The organism is Streptomyces sp. L-9-10, from assembly GCF_004151105.1.
Lineage (GTDB): Bacteria > Actinomycetota > Actinomycetes > Streptomycetales > Streptomycetaceae > Streptomyces.
The window spans coordinates 279,832-298,354 of record NZ_PHRF01000162.1 but is presented as its reverse complement, the minus strand read 5'-3'; the positions used below and the strand labels follow the sequence as shown (position 1 = coordinate 298,354).

Below are 18,523 nucleotides of genomic sequence, written 5' to 3'. Positions count from 1 at the left end.
CTTCGTGTCCGCGTCAGCGGGCGTAGTACTCGACGACCAGCTGCTCGTCACAGATGACCGGGATCTCCTTGCGCTGCGGGTCACGGTCCAGGCGGAACGCCAGGGCCTTCAGGTTGACCTGCAGGTAGCGCGGGGTCTCGCCGTCGGTGTCGTAGCCACCCTCGCGCGCGACCTGGAAGGGGACCTTCTCGCGGCTGCGCTCGCGGACCATCACGACGTCGTCGGGACGGACACGGAACGACGGCTTGTCGACCTTGCCACCGTTGACCTCGATGTGGCCGTGGACGACCATCTGGCGGGCCTGGTAGATGGTGCGGGCGATGCCCGACCGCAGGACCAGCGCGTCGAGGCGGCGCTCCAGCTCGACGACCAGGGCCTCGCCCGTCTTGCCCTCGGCCTTGCGGGCGCGGTCGTAGGCGCGGGCCATCTGGCGCTCGCTGATGTCGTACTGGGCGCGCAGGCGCTGCTTCTCCAGCAGACGGACCTTGTAGTCACTGTTCTGCTTGCGTCCACGGCCGTGCTCGCCCGGCGGGTAGGGACGGGCCTCGAAGTACTTGACAGCCTTCGGCGTCAGCGCGATACCGAGCGCGCGTGACTTCTTGACCTTGGGACGCGACTGGTTAGGCACGTTCTCCAGACCTCCGTTGTAGGTTAGGTTAGGCTCACCTTACTTAAGGAGATCGCATGTCTCGCCCTGGGAACACCACGCGCATCACAGACAGCCTCGGCGCACAGAGCGACGATTCGACGGAGGTCCGATCAGCTCATGGTCAGCCGCGTCCCAGCGGGCTTGAAATCGATCGGATGCCGTCAGCAGCCGAGCGCACACGAACTCTCGTACAGAGTACATGCTCGGCAGTACTGATCATTCCGGGCCTGGACGGGGCCAAGCCGTACCAGCTGATGCCCGACGCGCGGAGCGTCGGACCGGACGGCGAGGTGTTCCTCGCGTTCCCCGCCGACTCCCCCGCCGTACGCGCCGCGACGCACGCGCAGGACGACGAGCTGAACGCGGTGCTGGAGGTCACGGACGTCGCGCCCGTGTCCGTACCCCACCGTATCCGGGGCCGGGCCTGGCTCTCCGGCTGGCTCACCCGCGTACCGGGCGGGGCCGAACCCGGTCGTATGACGCTGCGGCTGGAGGTCGGCGAGGCGTGCGTGGACGATCTCTGGGGCGCGGACTCGGTGGAGCCCGAGGACTTCGCCACGGCCGCGGCCGATCCGCTGGTGGAACACGAGGCGGAACTGCTCCAGCATCTGCACTCCGCCCACAGCGCGGAGGTCCAGTCGCTGCGCGGGCTGCTCGGCGAACGGGCCACGGGCTCCCCGGAGTCCGGGACCGCCGGGACCGTCGCCGTACCCGTCGGGCTCGACCGTTTCGGGCTGCGGGTGCGCTTCACGGGAGTGCGGTGCTTCGACGCCCGCTTCGACTTCCCCGAGCCGGTGCGGAACGTCAACGAGCTGCGGTACGCGATGCACACGCTCTTCGACGCGGCCGCGGGATAACGCCTAGGGTCTTTCGTTTGGATCAGGCCGGATCAGGGAGCGGGGGCTGGTGCCGTGGATCGCAAGGCGGAGGAGGGAGCCATGGCGGAGCCCTGGTGACCGACGACAACGCGGCGAGGCGCGGTGCCAGAGCACGCGAGCCCGGCATGATCCAAACGAGAGGCCCTAGGTCCTGTCCCCGCGCAGCCGCTCGCGCACCTTGTCGACCACGTCCGCGTACCGCGCCTCCGCGCCGTACCGCGTGGGCTCGTAGTACCGCCTGCCCCGCACCTCTTCCGGCGCGTACTGCTGCGCGGCGATGCCGCCCGGCACATCGTGCGGATAGATATAGCCCTGGGCGTGACCGAGCTTGGCCGCGCCCTTGTAGTGGCCGTCGCGCAGATGCGTGGGGACCGGCCCCGCCAGCCCCTTCTTGACGTCCTCCAGGGCGGCGGAGATGGCGGTCGTGGCCGCGTTCGACTTGGGGGCCAGCGCCAGCGCGATGGTGGCATGGCTCAGGGTGAGAGCGGCCTCCGGGAAACCGATCATGGCCACGGCCTGGGCAGCGGCGACCGCTGTCGGCAGTGCGGTGGGATCGGCGAGACCGATGTCCTCGCTCGCCGAGATCATCAGCCGTCTGGCGATGAACCGGGGGTCTTCCCCCGCCTCGATCATCCGGGCCAGATAGTGCAGCGCCGCGTCCACGTCGGAGCCGCGGATGGACTTGATGAGCGCGCTCGCCACGTCGTAGTGCTGATCGCCGTCACGGTCGTAGGCCACCGCCGCCCGGTCGACGGTCTCCTCCACCGTCCGGAGGCTGATCTCCTTCTCGCTCTTGTCGATCGCGGCGCCGGCCGCCGCCTCCAGCGCCGTCAGCGCGCGCCGTGCGTCGCCGCCCGCGATCCGGAGCAGATGCGCCTCGGCGTCGTCGGGGAGCGTGACCGCGCCGCCGAGACCGCGCTCCTCGGTGAGGGCCCGCCGCAGCAGACCACGCAGATCGTCGTCGCTGAGCGGCTCCAGCGTGAGCAGCAGGGAGCGGGAGAGCAGCGGGGAGATCACCGAGAAGTACGGATTCTCGGTGGTGGCGGCGATGAGCGTGACCCAGCGGTTCTCGACCGCGGGCAGCAGGGAATCCTGCTGGGCCTTGCTGAAGCGGTGGATCTCGTCGAGGAAGAGGACGGTCTCCTTGCCGAAGCCCCCGGACGCGCGGCGGGCCCCGTCGATGACGGCCCTGACCTCCTTGACGCCCGCGGTGATCGCGGAGAGCTCCACGAAGCGTTTGTTGGTCGCCTTGGAGACGACGTACGCGAGGGTCGTCTTGCCCGTGCCCGGCGGGCCCCAGAGAATCACGGACGAAGGACCGGCGGGGCCGCCGTTCCCCTCGCCCACCAGCCTCCGCAGCGGGGATCCGGGCTTCAGCAGATGGCTCTGGCCGACTACTTCGTCGAGGACGCGCGGGCGCATCCGGACGGCCAGGGGGCTGCTGGACGGGTCCTTCTCCTGGCGGTCTTCCGCCGCTGCGGTAAAGAGGTCGGGCTCCACGCGTGAAGCCTATGCCAGACCACTGACAACGCCCTCGCCCTCGGGGCCTCCCGCCCGCCGACGGTGCCCTCAGCCGGTCCAGAAGTCCCACCAGCGGGTCAGGATGAGCATCCCGATGATCCCGATGTGCAGCACCGGCAGCACCCACGTGAACTCGCCCAGGAAACCGCGCAGCCACGACGGCGCGGGCAGCACGCCCTCGCGGATGTTGTGGGACGTGACGTACCAGAACATCAGGATCGTGGCGACCCAGGCCAGGCAGCACCACAGGCAGAGCGAGCTGATGGTGTATAGCGACTGGTACTGGAGCCAGGTGCAGAATCCGACGCCGAAGAGGGTGCCCGCGTTCAGCCCGAGCCAGAACCAGTTCCGGTAGCGCGCCCCGGCGAGCAGTCCGACCCCGATGAAGATCACGACGGCGTAGGTGACGAGTCCGAGCATCGGGTTCGGGAAGCCGAAGGCCGACGCCTGGTCACTCTTCATGATGTTGCCGCAGGAGACCACCGGGTTCAGGCTGCATCCGGGCGTGAAGCCCGGGTCCTCCAGCAGCTTGAACTTGTCGAGGGTGATCACCCAGGCCGCCAGCAGTCCCGCCGCGCCGGTGATGACCAGCAGGAGCGCGAACGCGCGGCTGCCGCCGACGGTGCCCGCGGCCGTCCCTTCCTCGCGGTCGGAGGAGACGTCGTCCACCACTGCTCGCGTCATATCACCGTTCCATCACTCGGGGAGTTCGCACGCTCGGGGAGACGCGGGGAGCTCGCGTACTCGGAGACCTCCGGGGCAGGCTCATTGTGCCGCACAGGCCCCCGGGTCCACCGTTCGCCCGGCATAAGGAAAGCGGGGCCCGGACGGTCTCCGTCCAGGCCCCGCACCGTTTCCGCGCGGTCAGCCGAGCCGCTGTGTCAGCTCCGTCACAAGGTCGTCGAGCGCCACCGCCGACTGCTCGCCGCTCTCCATGTCCTTGAGCTGGGCGACGCCCTCCGCGAGATCGCGCTCGCCCACGACGATCGTGTAGCGGGCACCGGACCTGTTGGCGTTCTTCATGGCGCCCTTGAGGCCCTTCGCGCCGTACGAGAAGTCCGCGGGGATCCCGGCCCTGCGCAGCTCGGTGACGACGGCGAACAGCCGACGCCGCGCCTCCTCGCCGAGCGGCACCGCGAAGACGCTGGTGGCGTTCGGGAGATCGAGCCGGATCCCCTCGGCCTCCAGCGCCAGCACCGTACGGTCCACGCCGAGCGCCCAGCCGACCGACGGGAGCGCCGGGCCGCCGATCATCTCGGAGAGCCCGTCGTACCGGCCGCCGCCGCCCACCGCGGACTGCGCGCCGAGCCCGTCGTGCACGAACTCGAAGGTGGTCCTGGTGTAGTAGTCGAGACCGCGTACGAGCTTCTCGTCGTCCTCGTACGCCACCCCGGCGGCCGTCAGCAGCTCGCGCACCTCCTCGTGGTACGCCTTGCACGCGTCGCACAGATAGTCGCGCAGCATCGGCGCCCCGACGAGCTGCTCCTGTACGTCGGCGCGCTTGTCGTCGAGCACCCGCAGCGGGTTGATCTCGATGCGCCGGCGCGTGTCCTCGTCCAGGTCGAGCCCGCGCAGGAAGTTCTGGAGCACCTCGCGGTAGACGGGGCGGCACTCCTTGTCGCCCAGCGAGTTGAGCAGGATGCGGAAGTCGCGCAGCCCCAGGGAGCGGTACGCCTGGTCGGCCAGGATGATCAGTTCGGCGTCGAGCGCGGGGTCCTCCGCGCCGATCGCCTCGGCGCCGACCTGCGAGAAGTGGCGGTAACGGCCCTTCTGGGGGCGCTCGTAGCGGTAGTACGAGCCGGAGTACCAGAGCTTGACCGGCAGATTCCCGGCCTTGTGCAGATTGGCCTCCAGCGCGGCACGCAGCACGGAGGCGGTGCCTTCGGGGCGCAGTGCCAGCTTGTCGCCGCCCTTGGTCTCGAAGGCGTACATCTCCTTGGAGACGATGTCGGTGGACTCGCCGACACCGCGGGCGAACAGCTCGACGTTCTCGAAACCGGGCGTCTCGACATAGCCGTAGCCGGAGTTGCGCAGCGGCGCGGAGATGGCCTCGCGCACGGCGAGATAGACCGCCGAGACGGGCGGGATCAGGTCGTAGGTGCCCTTGGGGGCCCGGAAGGTGCTCATGGGGATCGGTGCTTCACATTCCTCGTCGCGGAGCGGCGGTCGGGCCGCTTCCGTGGCCGGCGGCCAGCTCCCTCAGATAAGGGTTGGCGGCGCGCTCGCGGCCGATGGTCGTCTGGGGGCCGTGTCCGGACAGCACCACGGTCGAGTCGTCGAGCGGCAGGCACACCCGTGCCAGGGACTCGATGATCTCGGCGTGGTCGCCACCGGGCAGATCGGTGCGTCCGATGGAGCCGGCGAAGAGCAGATCGCCCGAGAAGAGAACCGGCGGGATATCGGCACCGCCGACCGCCTCGGGCGTTCCGAACGTCACCGACCCCTTGGTATGGCCCGGGGCGTGCGCGACGGTGAACTCCAGTCCCGCCAGCGCCAGTCCGGCGCCGTCGGTCAGCTCCTGGACCTCGGCCGGCTCCCCCACGGTCAGCTCGCCCATCAGCGGCATCCCGATCGAGCGGCCGAGCGCCTTCTCGGGGTCACTCATCATGTAGCGGTCCGCGGGGTGGATCCACGCCGGTACGTCATGTGCTCCGCACACGGGGACGACCGAGGCGACATGGTCGATGTGCCCATGAGTCAGGATGACGGCGACGGGCTTGAGCCGGTGCTTGCGTACCGCGTCCTCAACGCCCTGTGCGGCCTGGTGGCCCGGGTCGATGATCACGCACTCCTCGCCCGCGGCGGGGGCGACCAGATAGCAATTGGTCCCCCAGGCCCCGGCGGGGAACCCGGCAATGAGCACGATCGTCCTTATATGTCGTCCGTCGGGAGAATGCAGCAGTTCAGAGACTACCGGCGGTCCTCAATCCACAGCGAACCCATATACGGTAACGGGCTAGATCAGGCCGGACAGGATCACATACACATACGAGGAGTGGACCCGGTGGTCAACAGCGATCAGCGGCGGCGGCAGCTCGCCCGGGAGAAGTTCGAGCGGCAGCAGCAGCGCCGGGCCGAGGCCCGGAACAAGGCGAAGCGCCGCAATGTCATCATCGCGTCCGTGCTGGCCGTGGTGGTGCTCGCGGGAGCCGCGGCGTACGCCTCGGTCGGCCTGACGGACGGCGACAGCAGCGACAAGGCCGCCGGCCCGGAGTCGAGCGACTCCGCCTCGCCCTCGCCCTCGCCGAGCGAGAGCAGCAAGCCCGAGCCGAAGATGGCCATCGACAAGAACGCCAAGTACACCATGGCGCTCAAGACGAGCCAGGGCGACATCTCCATCGCGATGGACGCCAAGAAGACACCGCACACGGTGAACTCGTTCAAGGCGCTCGCGGACAAGAAGTACTTCGACAGCACGAAGTGTCACCGGCTGACCACCGAGGGCATCTTCGTGCTCCAGTGCGGCGATCCGAAGGGCGACGGCACCGGCGGTCCCGGCTACACGATCGAGGACGAGAATCTGACGGCTCTCGGCAAGGCGGGCGCCGACGGCTCGGTCACGTACCCGGCGGGGACGGTCGCGATGGCCAATACCGGCCAGCCGCACACCGGCGGCAGCCAGTTCTTCCTGGTCTACAAGGACACCAAACTCCCGCCCAGCTACACGCCGTTCGGGACCATGGACGACGCCGGCCTGAAGGTCGTGGAAGCCGTGGCGAAGGCCGGAGTGGACGGCGGCACGGGCGACGGCGCGCCCAAGAAGACCGTCACCGTGGAGAAGGGCACGGTCGACACGGCGTGACCCTGTGAATTTCGGCCGCGCTGAGTGCGGACAGCCGGGCGGCCGGTCGCCTAGATTGGCGTTGTGCAGGGCGGGCGCAGCCCGTCCCAGGAAACTGTGGATGATGCCCGGGGGCCACACCCCTCACGGACATCAGGTGGAGGAGGCGCTGTGAGCAGCGACCCGTGGGGCCGCGTCGATGAGACGGGCACCGTGTACGTGCGTACGGCCGAGGGCGAACAGGTCGTCGGATCGTGGCAGGCAGGCTCTCCGGAGGAGGCTCTGGCCTATTTCGAGCGCAAGTACGAGGGCCTGGTTGTCGAGATCGGCCTCCTCGAACGGCGGGTGAAGACCACCGATCTGTCCGCGAAGGATGCGACGACCGCGATCGAGCATCTGCGCGGCCAGGTCGACGAGCACCACGCCGTGGGCGATCTCGAAGCGCTGCGCAAGCGGCTCGACGCGCTGGTGGCGACGGTCGACTCGCGCCGTGAGGAGCGCAAGGCGCAGCGGGCGAAGCAGACCGACGAGGCGCGCCACGCCAAGGAGGCGCTGGTCACCGAGGCGGAGGAGCTCGCGCAGAGCGATCAGTGGCGGTCGGCCGGTGAGCGGCTGCGGGCACTGGTGGACACCTGGAAGGGCCTGCCGAGGCTCGACCGGAAGTCCGACGACGAGCTGTGGCACCGCTTCTCGCATGCGCGCTCGGCGTTCTCCAAGCGCCGCAAGGCGCACTTCGCGGCGCTCGACGCGCAGCGCGAGGACGCCCGCAAGGCCAAGGAGAAACTGGTCGCGGAGGCCGAATCGCTGTCCGGCTCCACCGACTGGGGCGGTACGGCCGCCCGCTACCGCGAGCTGATGACCGAGTGGAAGGCGGCGGGCCGCGCCCAGCGCGAGGCCGAGGACGATCTGTGGAACCGCTTCCGCGGCGCCCAGGACGTCTTCTTCGCGGCGCGTGGCGAGGTCTTCGCCGAGCGGGACGCCGAGCAGGGCGAGAACCTCAAGCTCAAGGAGGAACTCGCGGTCGAGGCCGAGCGGCTGGTGCCGGTCACGGACCTCAAGGCGGCCAGGGCGGCGTTCCGGGCGCTCAACGAGCGCTGGGAGGCCATCGGCCACGTACCGCGTGACGCCCGTCCCAAGGTCGAGGGCCGGATGCACGCGGTGGAGCGGGCTCTTCAGGAGTCCGAGGAGAACGAGTGGCGCCGGACGAACCCGGAGGCGCGTGCACGCGCCGCGGGTCTGACGGGCCAGCTCCAGGGCGCGGTCGACAAGCTGCGTACGCAGATCGACGCGGCGCGCGCGGCGGGCAACAACGCCAAGGCGGACAAGCTCGCCAAGGAGCTGGAGGGCCGGCAGGCCCTGCTGGACCAGGCGCTGAAGGGTCTTCAGGAGTTCGGCGGCTGAGAGACCGGGCCGGGCACCGCCCGGCCCGGCGTCATCCTGAGACGACGAAGGGGCTCCCCGCATCCGCTGCGGGGAGCCCCTTCGTCGTTGCCCTTCGTCGTTGCCCTTCGTCGCCCCTCGTCCGTCGCCCTCTACGGCCTGCGCGCCGAGGTGACGCGGTAGACGTCGTAGACGCCCTCCACACCCCGTACGGCCTTCAGGACATGTCCCAGGTGCTTCGGGTCGCCCATCTCGAAGGTGAACCGGGACGTGGCGACCCGGTCGCGGGAGGTCTGGACGGCCGCGGACAGGATGTTCACATGCTGGTCGGACAGGACGCGGGTGACGTCCGACAGCAGCCGGGAGCGGTCCAGCGCCTCGACCTGGATGGCGACCAGGAAGACCGACGACTGGGTCGGGGCCCACTCGACCTCGAGGATCCGTTCGGGCTGCTGGGAGAGCGAGTCGACATTGACGCAGTCGGCGCGGTGCACCGAGACACCGCTGCCGCGTGTCACGAAGCCGATGATCGGGTCGCCCGGGACCGGCGTACAGCAGCGGGCGAGCTTGACCCAGACGTCCTCGACGCCCTTGACGACCACGCCGGGGTCGGCGTTGGCGCGGCGCTTGCTGCGGCCGTGCGAGGGCGGGGCGCTCTCGGCGATGTCCTCGTTGGCGGCCTCCTCGCCGCCGAGGGCCTGCACCAGCTTCTGTACGACGCCCTGCGCGGCCACATGGCCCTCGCCGATCGCCGCGTACAGGGACGAGATGTCGGGGTAGCGCATCTCGTGCGCGAGCGTGACCAGCGAGTCGCCGGTGAGGATGCGCTGGATCGGCAGGTTCTGCTTGCGCATGGCCCGCGCGATGGCGTCCTTGCCCTGCTCGATCGCCTCGTCGCGGCGCTCCTTGGAGAACCACGCGCGGATCTTGTTCCTGGCCCGCGGTGACTTGACGAAGCCCAGCCAGTCGCGCGAGGGGCCCGCCCCGGACGCCTTGGAGGTGAAGACCTCCACCAGATCGCCGTTGTCCAGCGTCGATTCGAGCGGTACGAGCCGCCCGTTGACCCGGGCTCCTATGGTCCGGTGGCCGACCTCCGTGTGCACCGCGTACGCGAAGTCGACGGGGGTGGCACCGGCGGGCAGCGCTATCACATCGCCCTTGGGCGTGAAGACGAAGACCTCGTTGCGGGACAGGTCGAAGCGGAGCGACTCCAGGAACTCGCTGGGGTCCTCGGTCTCCTTCTGCCAGTCCAGCAGCTGGCGCAGCCACGCCATGTCGTTGACGGTGTCCTGGCCGGCGCCCTTGCCCGCGTTCCTGGGCACGTCCGTACGCACCTTGGAGGCGCCCGCGACGGCCTCCTGCTTGTACTTCCAGTGCGCGGCGATGCCGTACTCGGCGCGGCGGTGCATGTCGAACGTACGGATCTGGAGCTCGACGGGCTTGCCGTTGGGCCCGATGACCGTCGTGTGCAGCGACTGGTACATGTTGAACTTGGGCATCGCGATGTAGTCCTTGAACCGGCCGGGGACCGGATTCCACCGCGCGTGGACGGTGCCGAGCGCCGCGTAACAGTCGCGGACGGTGTCGACGAGGACACGGATGCCCACCAGATCGTAGATCTCCGCGAAGTCCCGGCCGCGGACGATCATCTTCTGGTAGACGCTGTAGTAGTGCTTCGGGCGGCCGGTGACGGTGGCCTTGATCCGGGCGGCGCGCAGATCCGACTGGACCTCGTCGGTCACTATGGCCAGATACTCGTCCCGCTTGGGGGCGCGCTCCGCGACGAGCCGGACGATCTCGTCGTACATCTTCGGGTAGAGGATCGCGAAGGCGAGGTCCTCCAGCTCCCACTTGATGGTGTTCATGCCCAGCCGGTGGGCCAGGGGCGCGTAGATCTCCAGCGTCTCGCGGGCCTTCTTCTCCTGCTTCTCCCGCTTGAGATAGCGCATGGTGCGCATGTTGTGCAGCCGGTCGGCGAGCTTGATCACCAGGACCCGCGGGTCCTTGGCCATGGCGACGACCATCTTGCGTACGGTCTCGGCCTGCGCCGCCTCGCCGAACTTGACCTTGTCCAGCTTGGTGACGCCGTCGACGAGCAGCGCGACCTGGTCGCCGAAGTCGCGGCGCAGGGTGTCGAGGCCGTACTCGGTGTCCTCGACGGTGTCGTGCAGCAGACCCGCCATCAGAGTGGCCGGGTCCATGCCCAGCTCCGCGAGGATCGTCGTCACCGCGAGGGGATGCGTGATGTACGGGTCGCCGCTCTTGCGCTTCTGACCGCGGTGCCAGCGCTCGGCGACCTGGTAGGCGCGCTCGATCTGGCGGAGCGTGGCCGTCTCGATCTTCGGGTCGTTGCCGCGCACGGTCCGCAGGAGCGGTTCGAGCACCGGGTTGTACGGCGACGAGCGCTGCACCCCGAGCCGGGCGAGCCGGGCCCGTACGCGGTTGGAGGACCCGCCGGAACGCGGCGTGGCCGCGGGGCCGGGCTTGGGGGCGCTGACGGGCGTGGAGGGGCGCTCCGGGGGCGCGGGGGGCAGGGGCGCCGGGGGCGCCTCCACGGGGCGCCCGTCCGAGGTCTCCGCGGACGCGCGGGCGGCCTTCTCCTCCGCCGCGACCGCGGCCTTGTGCCGCGGCACGGACGATGCCGCCGCGGCCTGCTCGGCAGAGTGATCGGGCGTTGCGGCGGCCAGTGGCTGGACCTCTTCTGGCAAGGGCGCTCCTCGTGCGGATCCAGGTCCCCCGGTCAGGCCCGGAGGTTCCATGGTATCGACCTCGGGCGTCTCTCTCGCCCCAGGACCTGAGAGCCCTGCAACGACGGACGGGCACCCGGTTGTTCCCGGGTGCCCGTCCGTATGCCTCGAAGGGCCGCTCAGAGCGTGATCAGAGCCTCCAGCGGGGCCCCGCCCAGGACGGGCTCAAGACGGGCCCTGCCGCCCAGGAAACCCAGCTCCATCAGGACCGCGACGCCCACCACCTCGGCGCCGGCCCGCCGGACCAGCTCCAGCGAGGCCTCGGCCGTACCGCCGGTGGCCAGTACGTCGTCGATGACGAGGACCCGGTCGTCCTGGTCCAGGTCCTCCGCGTGGACCTCTATCTCCGCGGAGCCGTACTCCAGCTCGTACGACTGCGACAGCGTCGCGCCGGGGAGCTTGCCCGCCTTGCGTACGGGGATGAAGCCCACGCCCGCCCGGACCGCCACGGGGGCCGCCAGGATGAAGCCGCGGGCCTCCAGGCCCACGATCTTCGTCGCGCCGTACCGCGCGCACAGCTCCGCGAGCGTGTCGGTGAGCGCCGTGAAGGCCTTCGGGTCGGCCAGCAGCGGCGTGATGTCCTTGAAGACGACGCCAGGCTTGGGGTAGTCCGCGACATCACGGATGCGGCTGAGCAGCAGCTCCCGCGTGCTGGTGTCCGTCACCGACGCCTCCCCGAACCCGACGGGCGGCCACGACCGCCCCTGGCGCGCTGGCCGGCCACGGCGGCCGCCGGCGCTCCGGGAACGATGTCCTCGGGACCGTCGTCCTCGATGGCGTCGTCACCGTCCGAGGAGCCGTCGGGCTGCTCGCCCTTGGCGGCAGCGGCGGCCCGCTTGGCGAGCACCCGCTTCTTCAGCGCCTTGATCCGCGGGTCGCGTTCCTTCAGGTCGGCGACGAGCGGCGTGGCGATGAAGATCGAGGAGTACGCACCGGCGGCGAGGCCGACGAAGAGCGAGAGCGAGATGTCGTTCAGCATGCCGGCGCCGAGGAAACCGCCGCCGATGAAGAGCAGACCGGCGACCGGCAGCAGCGCGACCACGGTGGTGTTGATGGAACGCACCAGCGTGCTGTTGATCGAGCGGTTGGCGACCTCGCTGTAGGTCCAGCGGGTCTGCTTGGTGATGTCCTTCGACCCCTCCTTGAGACTGTCGAAGACGACGACGGTGTCGTAGAGGGAGTAACCGAGGATGGTGAGCAGACCGATCACCGTACCCGGGGTGACCTCGAAGCCGACCAGCGCGTACACACCGACGGTGATCGTGAGGTCGTGGATCAGGGCGATCAGGGCCGCGACCGCCATACGCCATTCGAAGGCGATCGCCAGATAGATCACCACCAGGACCATGAAGATCCCCAGGCCCATCCAGGCCTTGTTGGCGATCGTCGCGCCCCAGCTCGGACCGACGAGTTCGGCGTTGATCTTCGCCTCGTCGACCTTCAGGTCCTTGGCGAGCTCCGTGCGCACGCCGTCGGCCTGCTTGGTGTCCAGTTCGGTGACCTGGATCCGCATGCCGCCGTTGCCGAGCTGCTGGACGATCGCGTCGTGGCCCGAGGCCTCTTCGGTGATCGTCCGGGCCTGCGTCACGGAGACGCTCGTGCTCGGGATGGTGAAGACGGCACCGCCCTTGAACTCGATGCCCATGTTGAGACCGCGTACCACCACGCCCGCGATGGCCGTGATGGTGATCAGGATCGAGAGCGCGTACCAGAACTTGCGCTTCCCGATGAAGTCGTAGCCGACTTCACCGCGGTAGAGCCGGGCGCCGAGTGCGCCGAGTCGCGACATCTCACGCCTCCTTCGGGTCGGTGGGAGCGCTGACACGGCGGGAGCGGCGCAGCGGGGGCTTGGCGCCGAGCCGCTTCGGGTCCAGTCCGGACCAGGGGTGACCGCTGGCGAAGAACTTCGTGCGGGCGAGGAGCGTCATCACCGGCTTGGTGAAGAAGAACACCACGACCACGTCGAGGAGGGTGGTCAGACCGAGGGTGAACGCGAAGCCCTGGACCTTGCCGACCGTGACGAGGAACAGCACGGCGGCGGCGAGGAACGACACGAAGTCGGAGACCAGGATCGTGCGCCGGGCGCGCGGCCAGGCGCGTTCGACGGCGGGCCTGAGCGTGCGGCCCTCGCGGATCTCGTCACGGATGCGCTCGAAGTAGACGATGAACGAGTCCGCGGTGATACCGATGGCGACGATCGCACCGCACACGGCCGGCAGGTTCAGCGCGAAGCCGATTCCCGGGCCGAGCAGCGACATGATCGTGTACGTCATGATGCCCGACGCGCCGAGGCTGAGGATCGCGATGCCGGCGAGACCGCGGTAGTACGCCACCAGGTAGATGACCACCAGGGCGAGGCCGATCGCACCGGCGATCAGGCCCGCCTCCAGTTGCTCACCGCCGAGCGCGGCGGTGACCGTCGTGACGCTCTGCTCCTGGAAGGAGAGCGGCAGCGCGCCGTACGACAGGATGTTGGCCAGGTCCTGGGCGGACTGCTGGGTGAAGCTGCCGGAGATCTCGGCGCTGCCGCCGAGCGTCTGGCTCACCGAGGGCGCCGAGACGACATTGCCGTCGAGCACGATGGCGAACTGGTTCATCGGCGGCTGCTGCTGGGAGAGCTTGCCGGTGATGGACTGGAACTTCTTCGTGCCACCGCTGCTGAAGTCCATCGTGACGATCCAGATGCCACGCTGCGGGTCGAGAACGCCCTTGGCGTCATCGACGTCCGTGCCCTCCAGCTCGGCGGGGCCGAGGATGTACTTCTCCCACTCGCCGCCGGAGTTCTTGCCGCAGGCCACGATCGTGTCCTTGGGCGTGGCTCCCTGGTTGGCCTTGGTGCGCGCGGCCTGGTTGGTGCAGTCCAGGTCCGTGAACTTCTTCTCCAGAGCGGCCGTGGCCGGGTCGGTGGAGGGCGTGGCGGAGGGGGACGGCTTGTCCGAGGAGCCGGGCTTGTCCGAGGAGGACGCGCCCGGAGAGGGTGTCACGTCCTTCTTCAGACCGTCCGTGACGGCACGGCCCTGAGCGGTGGAGCTCGATGAGGGCGACGGGTCGGAGTTGCCGGCGGACTCGTCGCTCGACGGGTTGCCCGCGGAGGAGGAAGGGGAGCCGCTCGGAGTACCGCTGGCCGAGGGCTGCGGAGCGGCCGGGCCGCCCGCGGCGACCGTCAGTACCGGCCGGAAGTACAGCTGGGCCGTGGTGCCGACCTGATCACGGGCCTGCTTCTCGTTCGTCCCCTTGGGGATGTTGACGATGATGTTGCTGCTGCCCTGCGTCTGGACCTCGGCCTCCGAGACACCAAGACCGTTGACACGCCGCTCGATGATGCTGACGGCGGTGTCCATGTTGGTCTTGTTGATCGCGTTCGGCTTGCCCGGCGTGTTCTTCGCCTGGAGCGTGATGCTCGTGCCGCCGGCGAGGTCGATTCCCAGGCGTGGCGTGACATGACCGGACCAGAACATCCCGCCCGTGAGGGCGACCATGGCAATCAGGAACAGTGCCAGGGTGCGCCCTGGCCTGCCTGGGGACCCCGCTTGCCTGCGGCCCTTATTAGGTGCTGCCACCTTCTCGTTTCTCCCTGTCCAACCGCCCCACGCCGGGTGTGCGCCGGAGCGGCCACGAAGTGTTGTGGGGACCTGCCCCCGCAGAATTCCAGCGCGACCGTACGCCGCGACGGGCCGCGGCGCGGCCCGTCGGCACGGTCGGGACTACTTCGCGCCGGCCTCGCCGTCGGCCTTGCCGTCCTTGGCCTCGGCGTCGTCGGCCTCGGGCTTCTTGCCCAGGTCGATCTTGGCGTCGTCCGGGGTGCTGTCCGTCCCGGTCAGCGAGGAGGCGTCGTCCGGGACGACCGGAGCGTCGAGGTCGCTCTTGAGGTCGTCCTCGCCGTGCACGATGCGGTTGTACTCGTCGTCGTCCAGGACGGCGCCGATGGCGTTCTTGGCGTAGACGGCGTGGACGCCGGGAGCGACCTCCAGAAGGACCATGTCGTCGTGCACCTCCTTGACGGTGGCGTACATGCCCCCGATGGTGCGGATGCCGGTGCCGGGCTGCATTTCGTCGCGCATCTGCGCGGCTGCCTGCTGCTTCTTCTTGGCGGACCGGGTCATCAGGAACATGGCCCCGATGAGCACGATGAAGGGGAGGAGGGTCACGATACTCACGGGAGGGAACTTCCTTCGCACGACCGCGCTGTCGAGCGGCCTGGTATACGGGGGTGGGCACGCCGACCCGGAAGGGCGGCATCGGCGGAGTCTAAGCGAGTCCGCTTCGTTGGAACAACGCCCAGCATCGCACCGGGGTTCCTGACCCGGCGAGTGCCATCGCCCTCATGCCCCGAACAAACCCCGCTGGCCACCCGCGCCGGGGGCCTGCTGAGGGGGTGCGAGCCCCAGGTGGGCCCAGGCGGCGGGGGTCGCGACCCGGCCGCGCGGAGTGCGGGCCAGCAGTCCCTCCCGTACGAGAAAGGGCTCCGCGACTTCCTCCACCGTCTCACGCTCCTCCCCCACGGCCACCGCCAGGGTCGACAGGCCGACGGGGCCGCCGCCGAAGAGCTTGAGCAGGGCCGTCAGTACGGCGCGGTCGAGCCGGTCCAGGCCGCGGGCGTCCACCTCGTAGACCCCGAGGGCCACGGCGGCCACCTCGCGGTTGATGACGCCGTCCGCCTTGACCTGCGCGTAGTCGCGTACGCGCCGCAGCAGCCGGTTGGCGATACGGGGCGTGCCGCGGGAGCGTCCCGCGATCTCCGCCGCGCCCTCGGCGTCGATCTCCAGATCGAGGAGGTGGGCGGAGCGGTGGATCACACGCTCCAGCTCGGCGCTCTCGTAGAACTCCATATGGCCCGTGAAACCGAAGCGGTCGCGCAGCGGGGGCGGCAGCAGACCGGCCCGGGTGGTGGCACCCACCAGAGTGAACGGCGGCAGCTCCAGCGGGATGGCGGTGGCGCCAGGACCCTTGCCGACGATCACGTCGACCCGGAAGTCCTCCATCGCCATGTAGAGCATCTCCTCGGCGGGCCGGGACATCCGGTGGATCTCGTCCAGGAAGAGAACCTCACCCTCCTGGAGGGAGGAGAGGATCGCCGCGAGATCGCCGGCGTGCTGGATGGCGGGACCCGAGGTGATCCGGATCGGAGCCTTCATCTCAGCCGCGATGATCATGGAGAGGGTGGTCTTGCCCAGCCCCGGAGCGCCCGAGAGCAGTACGTGGTCGGCGGTCGCCCCACGCGCGAGGGCCGCCTTCAGCACCAGGTCGAGCTGCTCGCGCACCCGCTCCTGCCCGACGAACTCACCCAGCGACTTGGGCCGCAGCGCCGCCTCGACGGCCTGGTCCTCGCCGTCGGCGGACGAGCCGACGAGCCGCTCGGCCATGTCGTCCGGCGGCGTACCGCCGCTGGTGTCGTCCCAGTTCACTCTGTTTCACCTCGGGAAAGGGGCGCGTCGCTCGACGGCGCCTCGGAGTACGGCACGGAAGGGCGGCCGGCGCCGGCTCAACGCGTTCTGTTCAGGCTCTGGAGCGCGGCCCGCAGCAGTCGGGGCACGGGGGGCTGTGTCCCCTCGGCGAGCGCCGCCTCGGCCTGCGGGGTGACCAGGGCCACCGCGTCATCCGCCTCGCGGCCGGCATAGCCGAGACCGATCAGCGCGGCGTGCAGCTGGTCGCTCCAGGAGGCGGAGACAGCGGAGCCGACGGCCCCCCGTCCGGCCACGCCGACCGGTTCGCCGAGCCGGTCCTTCAGTTCGAGCAGCAGCTTCTGGGCGCCCTTCTTGCCGATGCCGGGGACCGCGGTCAGCGCCTTCTCGTCGCCCGTGGAGACGGCGAGACGCAGCGCGTCCGGGCTGTGTACGGCGAGCATGGCCTGCGCCAGCCTCGGGCCCACCCCGCTCGCGGTCTGCAACAGCTCGAAGACCTGGCGTTCGTCGTCGTCCGCGAAGCCGTACAGGGTCAGGGAGTCCTCCCGCACGACCAGGGAGGTGGCGAGCCTCGCGTCCTGGCCGACGCGCAGCCCGGCGAGCGTCCCGGGCGTGCACTGGACGGCCATGCCGACGCCGCCTACCTCGATCACCGCCGTGGTCGGGGCGAGGGCGGCGACCGGGCCGCTGACGAAGGCGATCATCGCGTGACCTTCCGTACGGATGCGGTGGTGGGGACACGGGAGGGACGGGCCGCCGCCTGCGCCTGCTGAAGCCGGTTCAGCACGGGGGCACGCCAGATATGGCAGATGGCGAGCGCGAGGGCGTCGGCGGCGTCGGCCGGCTTCGGCGGGGCGTCGAGCCGCAGCAGCCGGGTCACCATCGCACCGACCTGGGCCTTGTCCGCCCGGCCGCTGCCGGTGATGGCCGCCTTGACCTCGCTGGGGGTGTGCAGGGCCACGGGGATGCCGCGGCGCGCGGCGCAGAGCATGGCGACCGCGCTGGCCTGCGCGGTGCCCATGACCGTACGCACATTGTGCTGGGCGAACACCCGCTCCACCGCGACGAGTTCGGGCCGGTGCTCGTCCAGCCAGCCGTCGATGCCCTGCTCGATGGCGACCAGCCGCCGACTGGTCTCGGCGTCCGCGGGCGTACGGACCACGCCGACGCCCAGCATGGCCAGCGGACGGCCCGCGACGCCCTCGACGACGCCCACGCCGCACCGGGTCAGCCCGGGATCAACTCCCAGCACCCGCATGGCGCCCCCTCCCTCGGTCAAATGTTCCCGCTGATCAGCACAGTATCGGTCGCCACCGACAACGCGACGGGCCGACGGGAGGGCGTGTCCCGTCGGCCCGTCAGATGAAGCCGTGTCAGCCGTGACCGTCAGGCGTCGACCTTCTCCATCACATCGTCCGAGACGTCGAAGTTGGCGAAGACGTTCTGCACGTCGTCGCTGTCCTCAAGGGCGTCGATCAGCTTGAAGATCTTGCGCGCGCCCTCCTCGTCCAGCTCGACCTGCATGGTCGGGACGAAGTTGGCGTCGGCGGAGTCGTAGTCGATACCCGCCTCCTGGAGCGCGCTGCGGACCGCGACCAGGTCGGTCGCCTCGCTGAGCACCTCGAAGGACTCACCGAGGTCGTTGACCTCCTCGGCGCCCGCGTCGAGGACCGCGCCCAGGACGTCGTCCTCGCCCAGCTCGCCCTTGGGGACGATCACGACGCCCTTGCGGTTGAAGAGGTACGAGACGGAGCCCGGGTCGGCCATCGAGCCACCGTTACGGGTCATGGCGACGCGGACGTCGGAGGCGGCGCGGTTGCGGTTGTCGGTCAGGCACTCGATGAGCACCGCGACGCCGTTCGGGCCGTATCCCTCGTACATGATCGTCTCGTAGTCGGCGCCACCGGCCTCCAGGCCGGCACCGCGCTTGACGGCCGAGTCGATGTTCTTGTTCGGCACCGAGCTCTTCTTCGCCTTCTGAATGGCGTCGAAGAGGGTCGGGTTACCGTCGACATCGGCACCGCCGGTCCGGGCCGCGACCTCGATGTTCTTGATCAGCTTCGCGAAGAGCTTGCCGCGCTTGGCGTCGATCACGGCCTTCTTGTGCTTCGTCGTAGCCCATTTAGAGTGGCCGGACATCTGCCTGTCTCCTTCGCGTAACCAAT

The 18,523-nt window shown here is 69.7% G+C and carries 17 protein-coding genes; 3 read left to right on the top strand and 14 right to left on the bottom strand.

Annotation, left to right across the window (positions count from 1 at the left end; translation table 11 throughout):
- Nucleotides 1-13: 13 nt before the first annotated feature.
- Complete coding sequence (gene rpsD, locus CU044_RS34850; RefSeq protein WP_030355486.1) at nt 14-628, bottom strand: 30S ribosomal protein S4; 615 nt, start codon at nt 626-628, stop codon at nt 14-16.
- 176 nt (nt 629-804) lie between these two features.
- Between rpsD and CU044_RS34845 the strand changes: the two genes are divergently transcribed.
- Nucleotides 805-1,506, top strand: coding sequence for a DUF2470 domain-containing protein (locus CU044_RS34845; RefSeq protein ID WP_129772733.1), 702 nt, complete (start codon nt 805-807; stop codon nt 1,504-1,506).
- A gap of 165 nt (nt 1,507-1,671) precedes the next feature.
- Here the strand turns inward: CU044_RS34845 and CU044_RS34840 are convergent, their stop codons facing one another.
- From CU044_RS34840 to CU044_RS34825, 4 genes are all read right to left on the bottom strand, one after another.
- Complete coding sequence (locus CU044_RS34840; protein ID WP_129772732.1) at nt 1,672-3,027, bottom strand: replication-associated recombination protein A; 1,356 nt, start codon at nt 3,025-3,027, stop codon at nt 1,672-1,674.
- Nucleotides 3,028-3,096: 69 nt separating this feature from the next.
- A complete protein-coding gene (locus tag CU044_RS34835; protein WP_129772731.1) occupies nt 3,097-3,732 on the bottom strand; it encodes a vitamin K epoxide reductase family protein in 636 nt (211 codons plus the stop codon).
- 180 nt (nt 3,733-3,912) lie between these two features.
- On the bottom strand, nt 3,913-5,175 hold the full coding sequence (hisS, locus tag CU044_RS34830) for a histidine--tRNA ligase (RefSeq protein ID WP_129772730.1): 1,263 nt from the start codon (nt 5,173-5,175) through the stop codon (nt 3,913-3,915).
- Between the two features lie 13 nt (nt 5,176-5,188).
- The gene (locus CU044_RS34825; protein WP_129772729.1) at nt 5,189-5,911 is read right to left on the bottom strand and encodes an MBL fold metallo-hydrolase; all 723 of its coding nucleotides are present in this window, start codon (nt 5,909-5,911) and stop codon (nt 5,189-5,191) included.
- A 141-nt stretch (nt 5,912-6,052) separates the two neighbouring features.
- Between CU044_RS34825 and CU044_RS34820 the strand changes: the two genes are divergently transcribed.
- Both CU044_RS34820 and CU044_RS34815 read left to right on the top strand, forming a co-directional pair.
- Entirely contained in the window at nt 6,053-6,850 is a 798-nt protein-coding gene (locus tag CU044_RS34820; RefSeq protein WP_129772728.1) for a peptidylprolyl isomerase, read from the top strand.
- 150 nt (nt 6,851-7,000) lie between these two features.
- Nucleotides 7,001-8,230 (top strand): DUF349 domain-containing protein, encoded by a 1,230-nt coding sequence (locus tag CU044_RS34815; RefSeq protein ID WP_129772727.1) that lies wholly within the window; start codon nt 7,001-7,003, stop codon nt 8,228-8,230.
- Nucleotides 8,231-8,361: 131 nt separating this feature from the next.
- Here the strand turns inward: CU044_RS34815 and CU044_RS34810 are convergent, their stop codons facing one another.
- The 9 genes from CU044_RS34810 to CU044_RS34770 all read right to left on the bottom strand — a co-directional run bounded on the left by CU044_RS34810 (nt 8,362) and on the right by CU044_RS34770 (nt 18,497).
- Nucleotides 8,362-10,917, bottom strand: coding sequence for a bifunctional (p)ppGpp synthetase/guanosine-3',5'-bis(diphosphate) 3'-pyrophosphohydrolase (locus CU044_RS34810; RefSeq protein WP_129772726.1), 2,556 nt, complete (start codon nt 10,915-10,917; stop codon nt 8,362-8,364).
- Between the two features lie 158 nt (nt 10,918-11,075).
- Nucleotides 11,076-11,621 carry an adenine phosphoribosyltransferase gene (locus CU044_RS34805; protein WP_129772725.1) on the bottom strand — a complete coding sequence of 182 codons (546 nt, stop codon included), beginning with the start codon at nt 11,619-11,621 and terminating at the stop codon, nt 11,076-11,078.
- Nucleotides 11,618-12,745, bottom strand: coding sequence for a protein translocase subunit SecF (gene secF / locus CU044_RS34800; RefSeq protein WP_129772724.1), 1,128 nt, complete (start codon nt 12,743-12,745; stop codon nt 11,618-11,620). Before secF ends, CU044_RS34805 begins: the two co-directional genes overlap by 4 nt.
- A 1-nt stretch (nt 12,746) precedes the next feature.
- Nucleotides 12,747-14,516 carry a protein translocase subunit SecD gene (gene secD, locus CU044_RS34795; protein ID WP_129772723.1) on the bottom strand — a complete coding sequence of 590 codons (1,770 nt, stop codon included), beginning with the start codon at nt 14,514-14,516 and terminating at the stop codon, nt 12,747-12,749.
- Between the two features lie 144 nt (nt 14,517-14,660).
- Nucleotides 14,661-15,113 (bottom strand): preprotein translocase subunit YajC, encoded by a 453-nt coding sequence (gene yajC / locus CU044_RS34790; protein ID WP_129772722.1) that lies wholly within the window; start codon nt 15,111-15,113, stop codon nt 14,661-14,663.
- A gap of 165 nt (nt 15,114-15,278) precedes the next feature.
- The gene (gene ruvB, locus CU044_RS34785) at nt 15,279-16,319 is read right to left on the bottom strand and encodes a Holliday junction branch migration DNA helicase RuvB (protein WP_129772851.1); all 1,041 of its coding nucleotides are present in this window, start codon (nt 16,317-16,319) and stop codon (nt 15,279-15,281) included.
- A 119-nt stretch (nt 16,320-16,438) separates the two neighbouring features.
- Entirely contained in the window at nt 16,439-17,062 is a 624-nt protein-coding gene (gene ruvA, locus CU044_RS34780) for a Holliday junction branch migration protein RuvA (RefSeq protein ID WP_129772721.1), read from the bottom strand.
- Nucleotides 17,059-17,616 (bottom strand): crossover junction endodeoxyribonuclease RuvC, encoded by a 558-nt coding sequence (gene ruvC / locus CU044_RS34775; protein WP_129772720.1) that lies wholly within the window; start codon nt 17,614-17,616, stop codon nt 17,059-17,061. The genes ruvA and ruvC overlap by 4 nt, the downstream gene beginning before the upstream one ends.
- Before the next feature lie 128 nt (nt 17,617-17,744).
- Nucleotides 17,745-18,497, bottom strand: a complete 753-nt coding sequence (locus CU044_RS34770) for a YebC/PmpR family DNA-binding transcriptional regulator (RefSeq protein ID WP_030355470.1) — start codon at nt 18,495-18,497, stop codon at nt 17,745-17,747.
- Nucleotides 18,498-18,523: the final 26 nt, after the last annotated feature.

Excerpts from the sequence above, each read along its gene's own strand:
- CU044_RS34835 (WP_129772731.1), bottom strand. The coding sequence starts at position 3,732 with ATGACGCGAGCAGTGGTGGACGACGTCTCCTCCGACCGCGAGGAAGGG.
- secF (WP_129772724.1), bottom strand. The coding sequence starts at position 12,745 with ATGTCGCGACTCGGCGCACTCGGCGCCCGGCTCTACCGCGGTGAAGTC.
- ruvB (WP_129772851.1), bottom strand. The coding sequence starts at position 16,319 with ATGGCCGAGCGGCTCGTCGGCTCGTCCGCCGACGGCGAGGACCAGGCC.
- hisS (WP_129772730.1), bottom strand. The coding sequence starts at position 5,175 with ATGAGCACCTTCCGGGCCCCCAAGGGCACCTACGACCTGATCCCGCCC.
- ruvC (WP_129772720.1), bottom strand. The coding sequence starts at position 17,616 with ATGCGGGTGCTGGGAGTTGATCCCGGGCTGACCCGGTGCGGCGTGGGC.
- ruvA (WP_129772721.1), bottom strand. The coding sequence starts at position 17,062 with ATGATCGCCTTCGTCAGCGGCCCGGTCGCCGCCCTCGCCCCGACCACG.
- CU044_RS34770 (WP_030355470.1), bottom strand. The coding sequence starts at position 18,497 with ATGTCCGGCCACTCTAAATGGGCTACGACGAAGCACAAGAAGGCCGTG.
- CU044_RS34845 (WP_129772733.1), top strand. The coding sequence starts at position 805 with ATGCCGTCAGCAGCCGAGCGCACACGAACTCTCGTACAGAGTACATGC.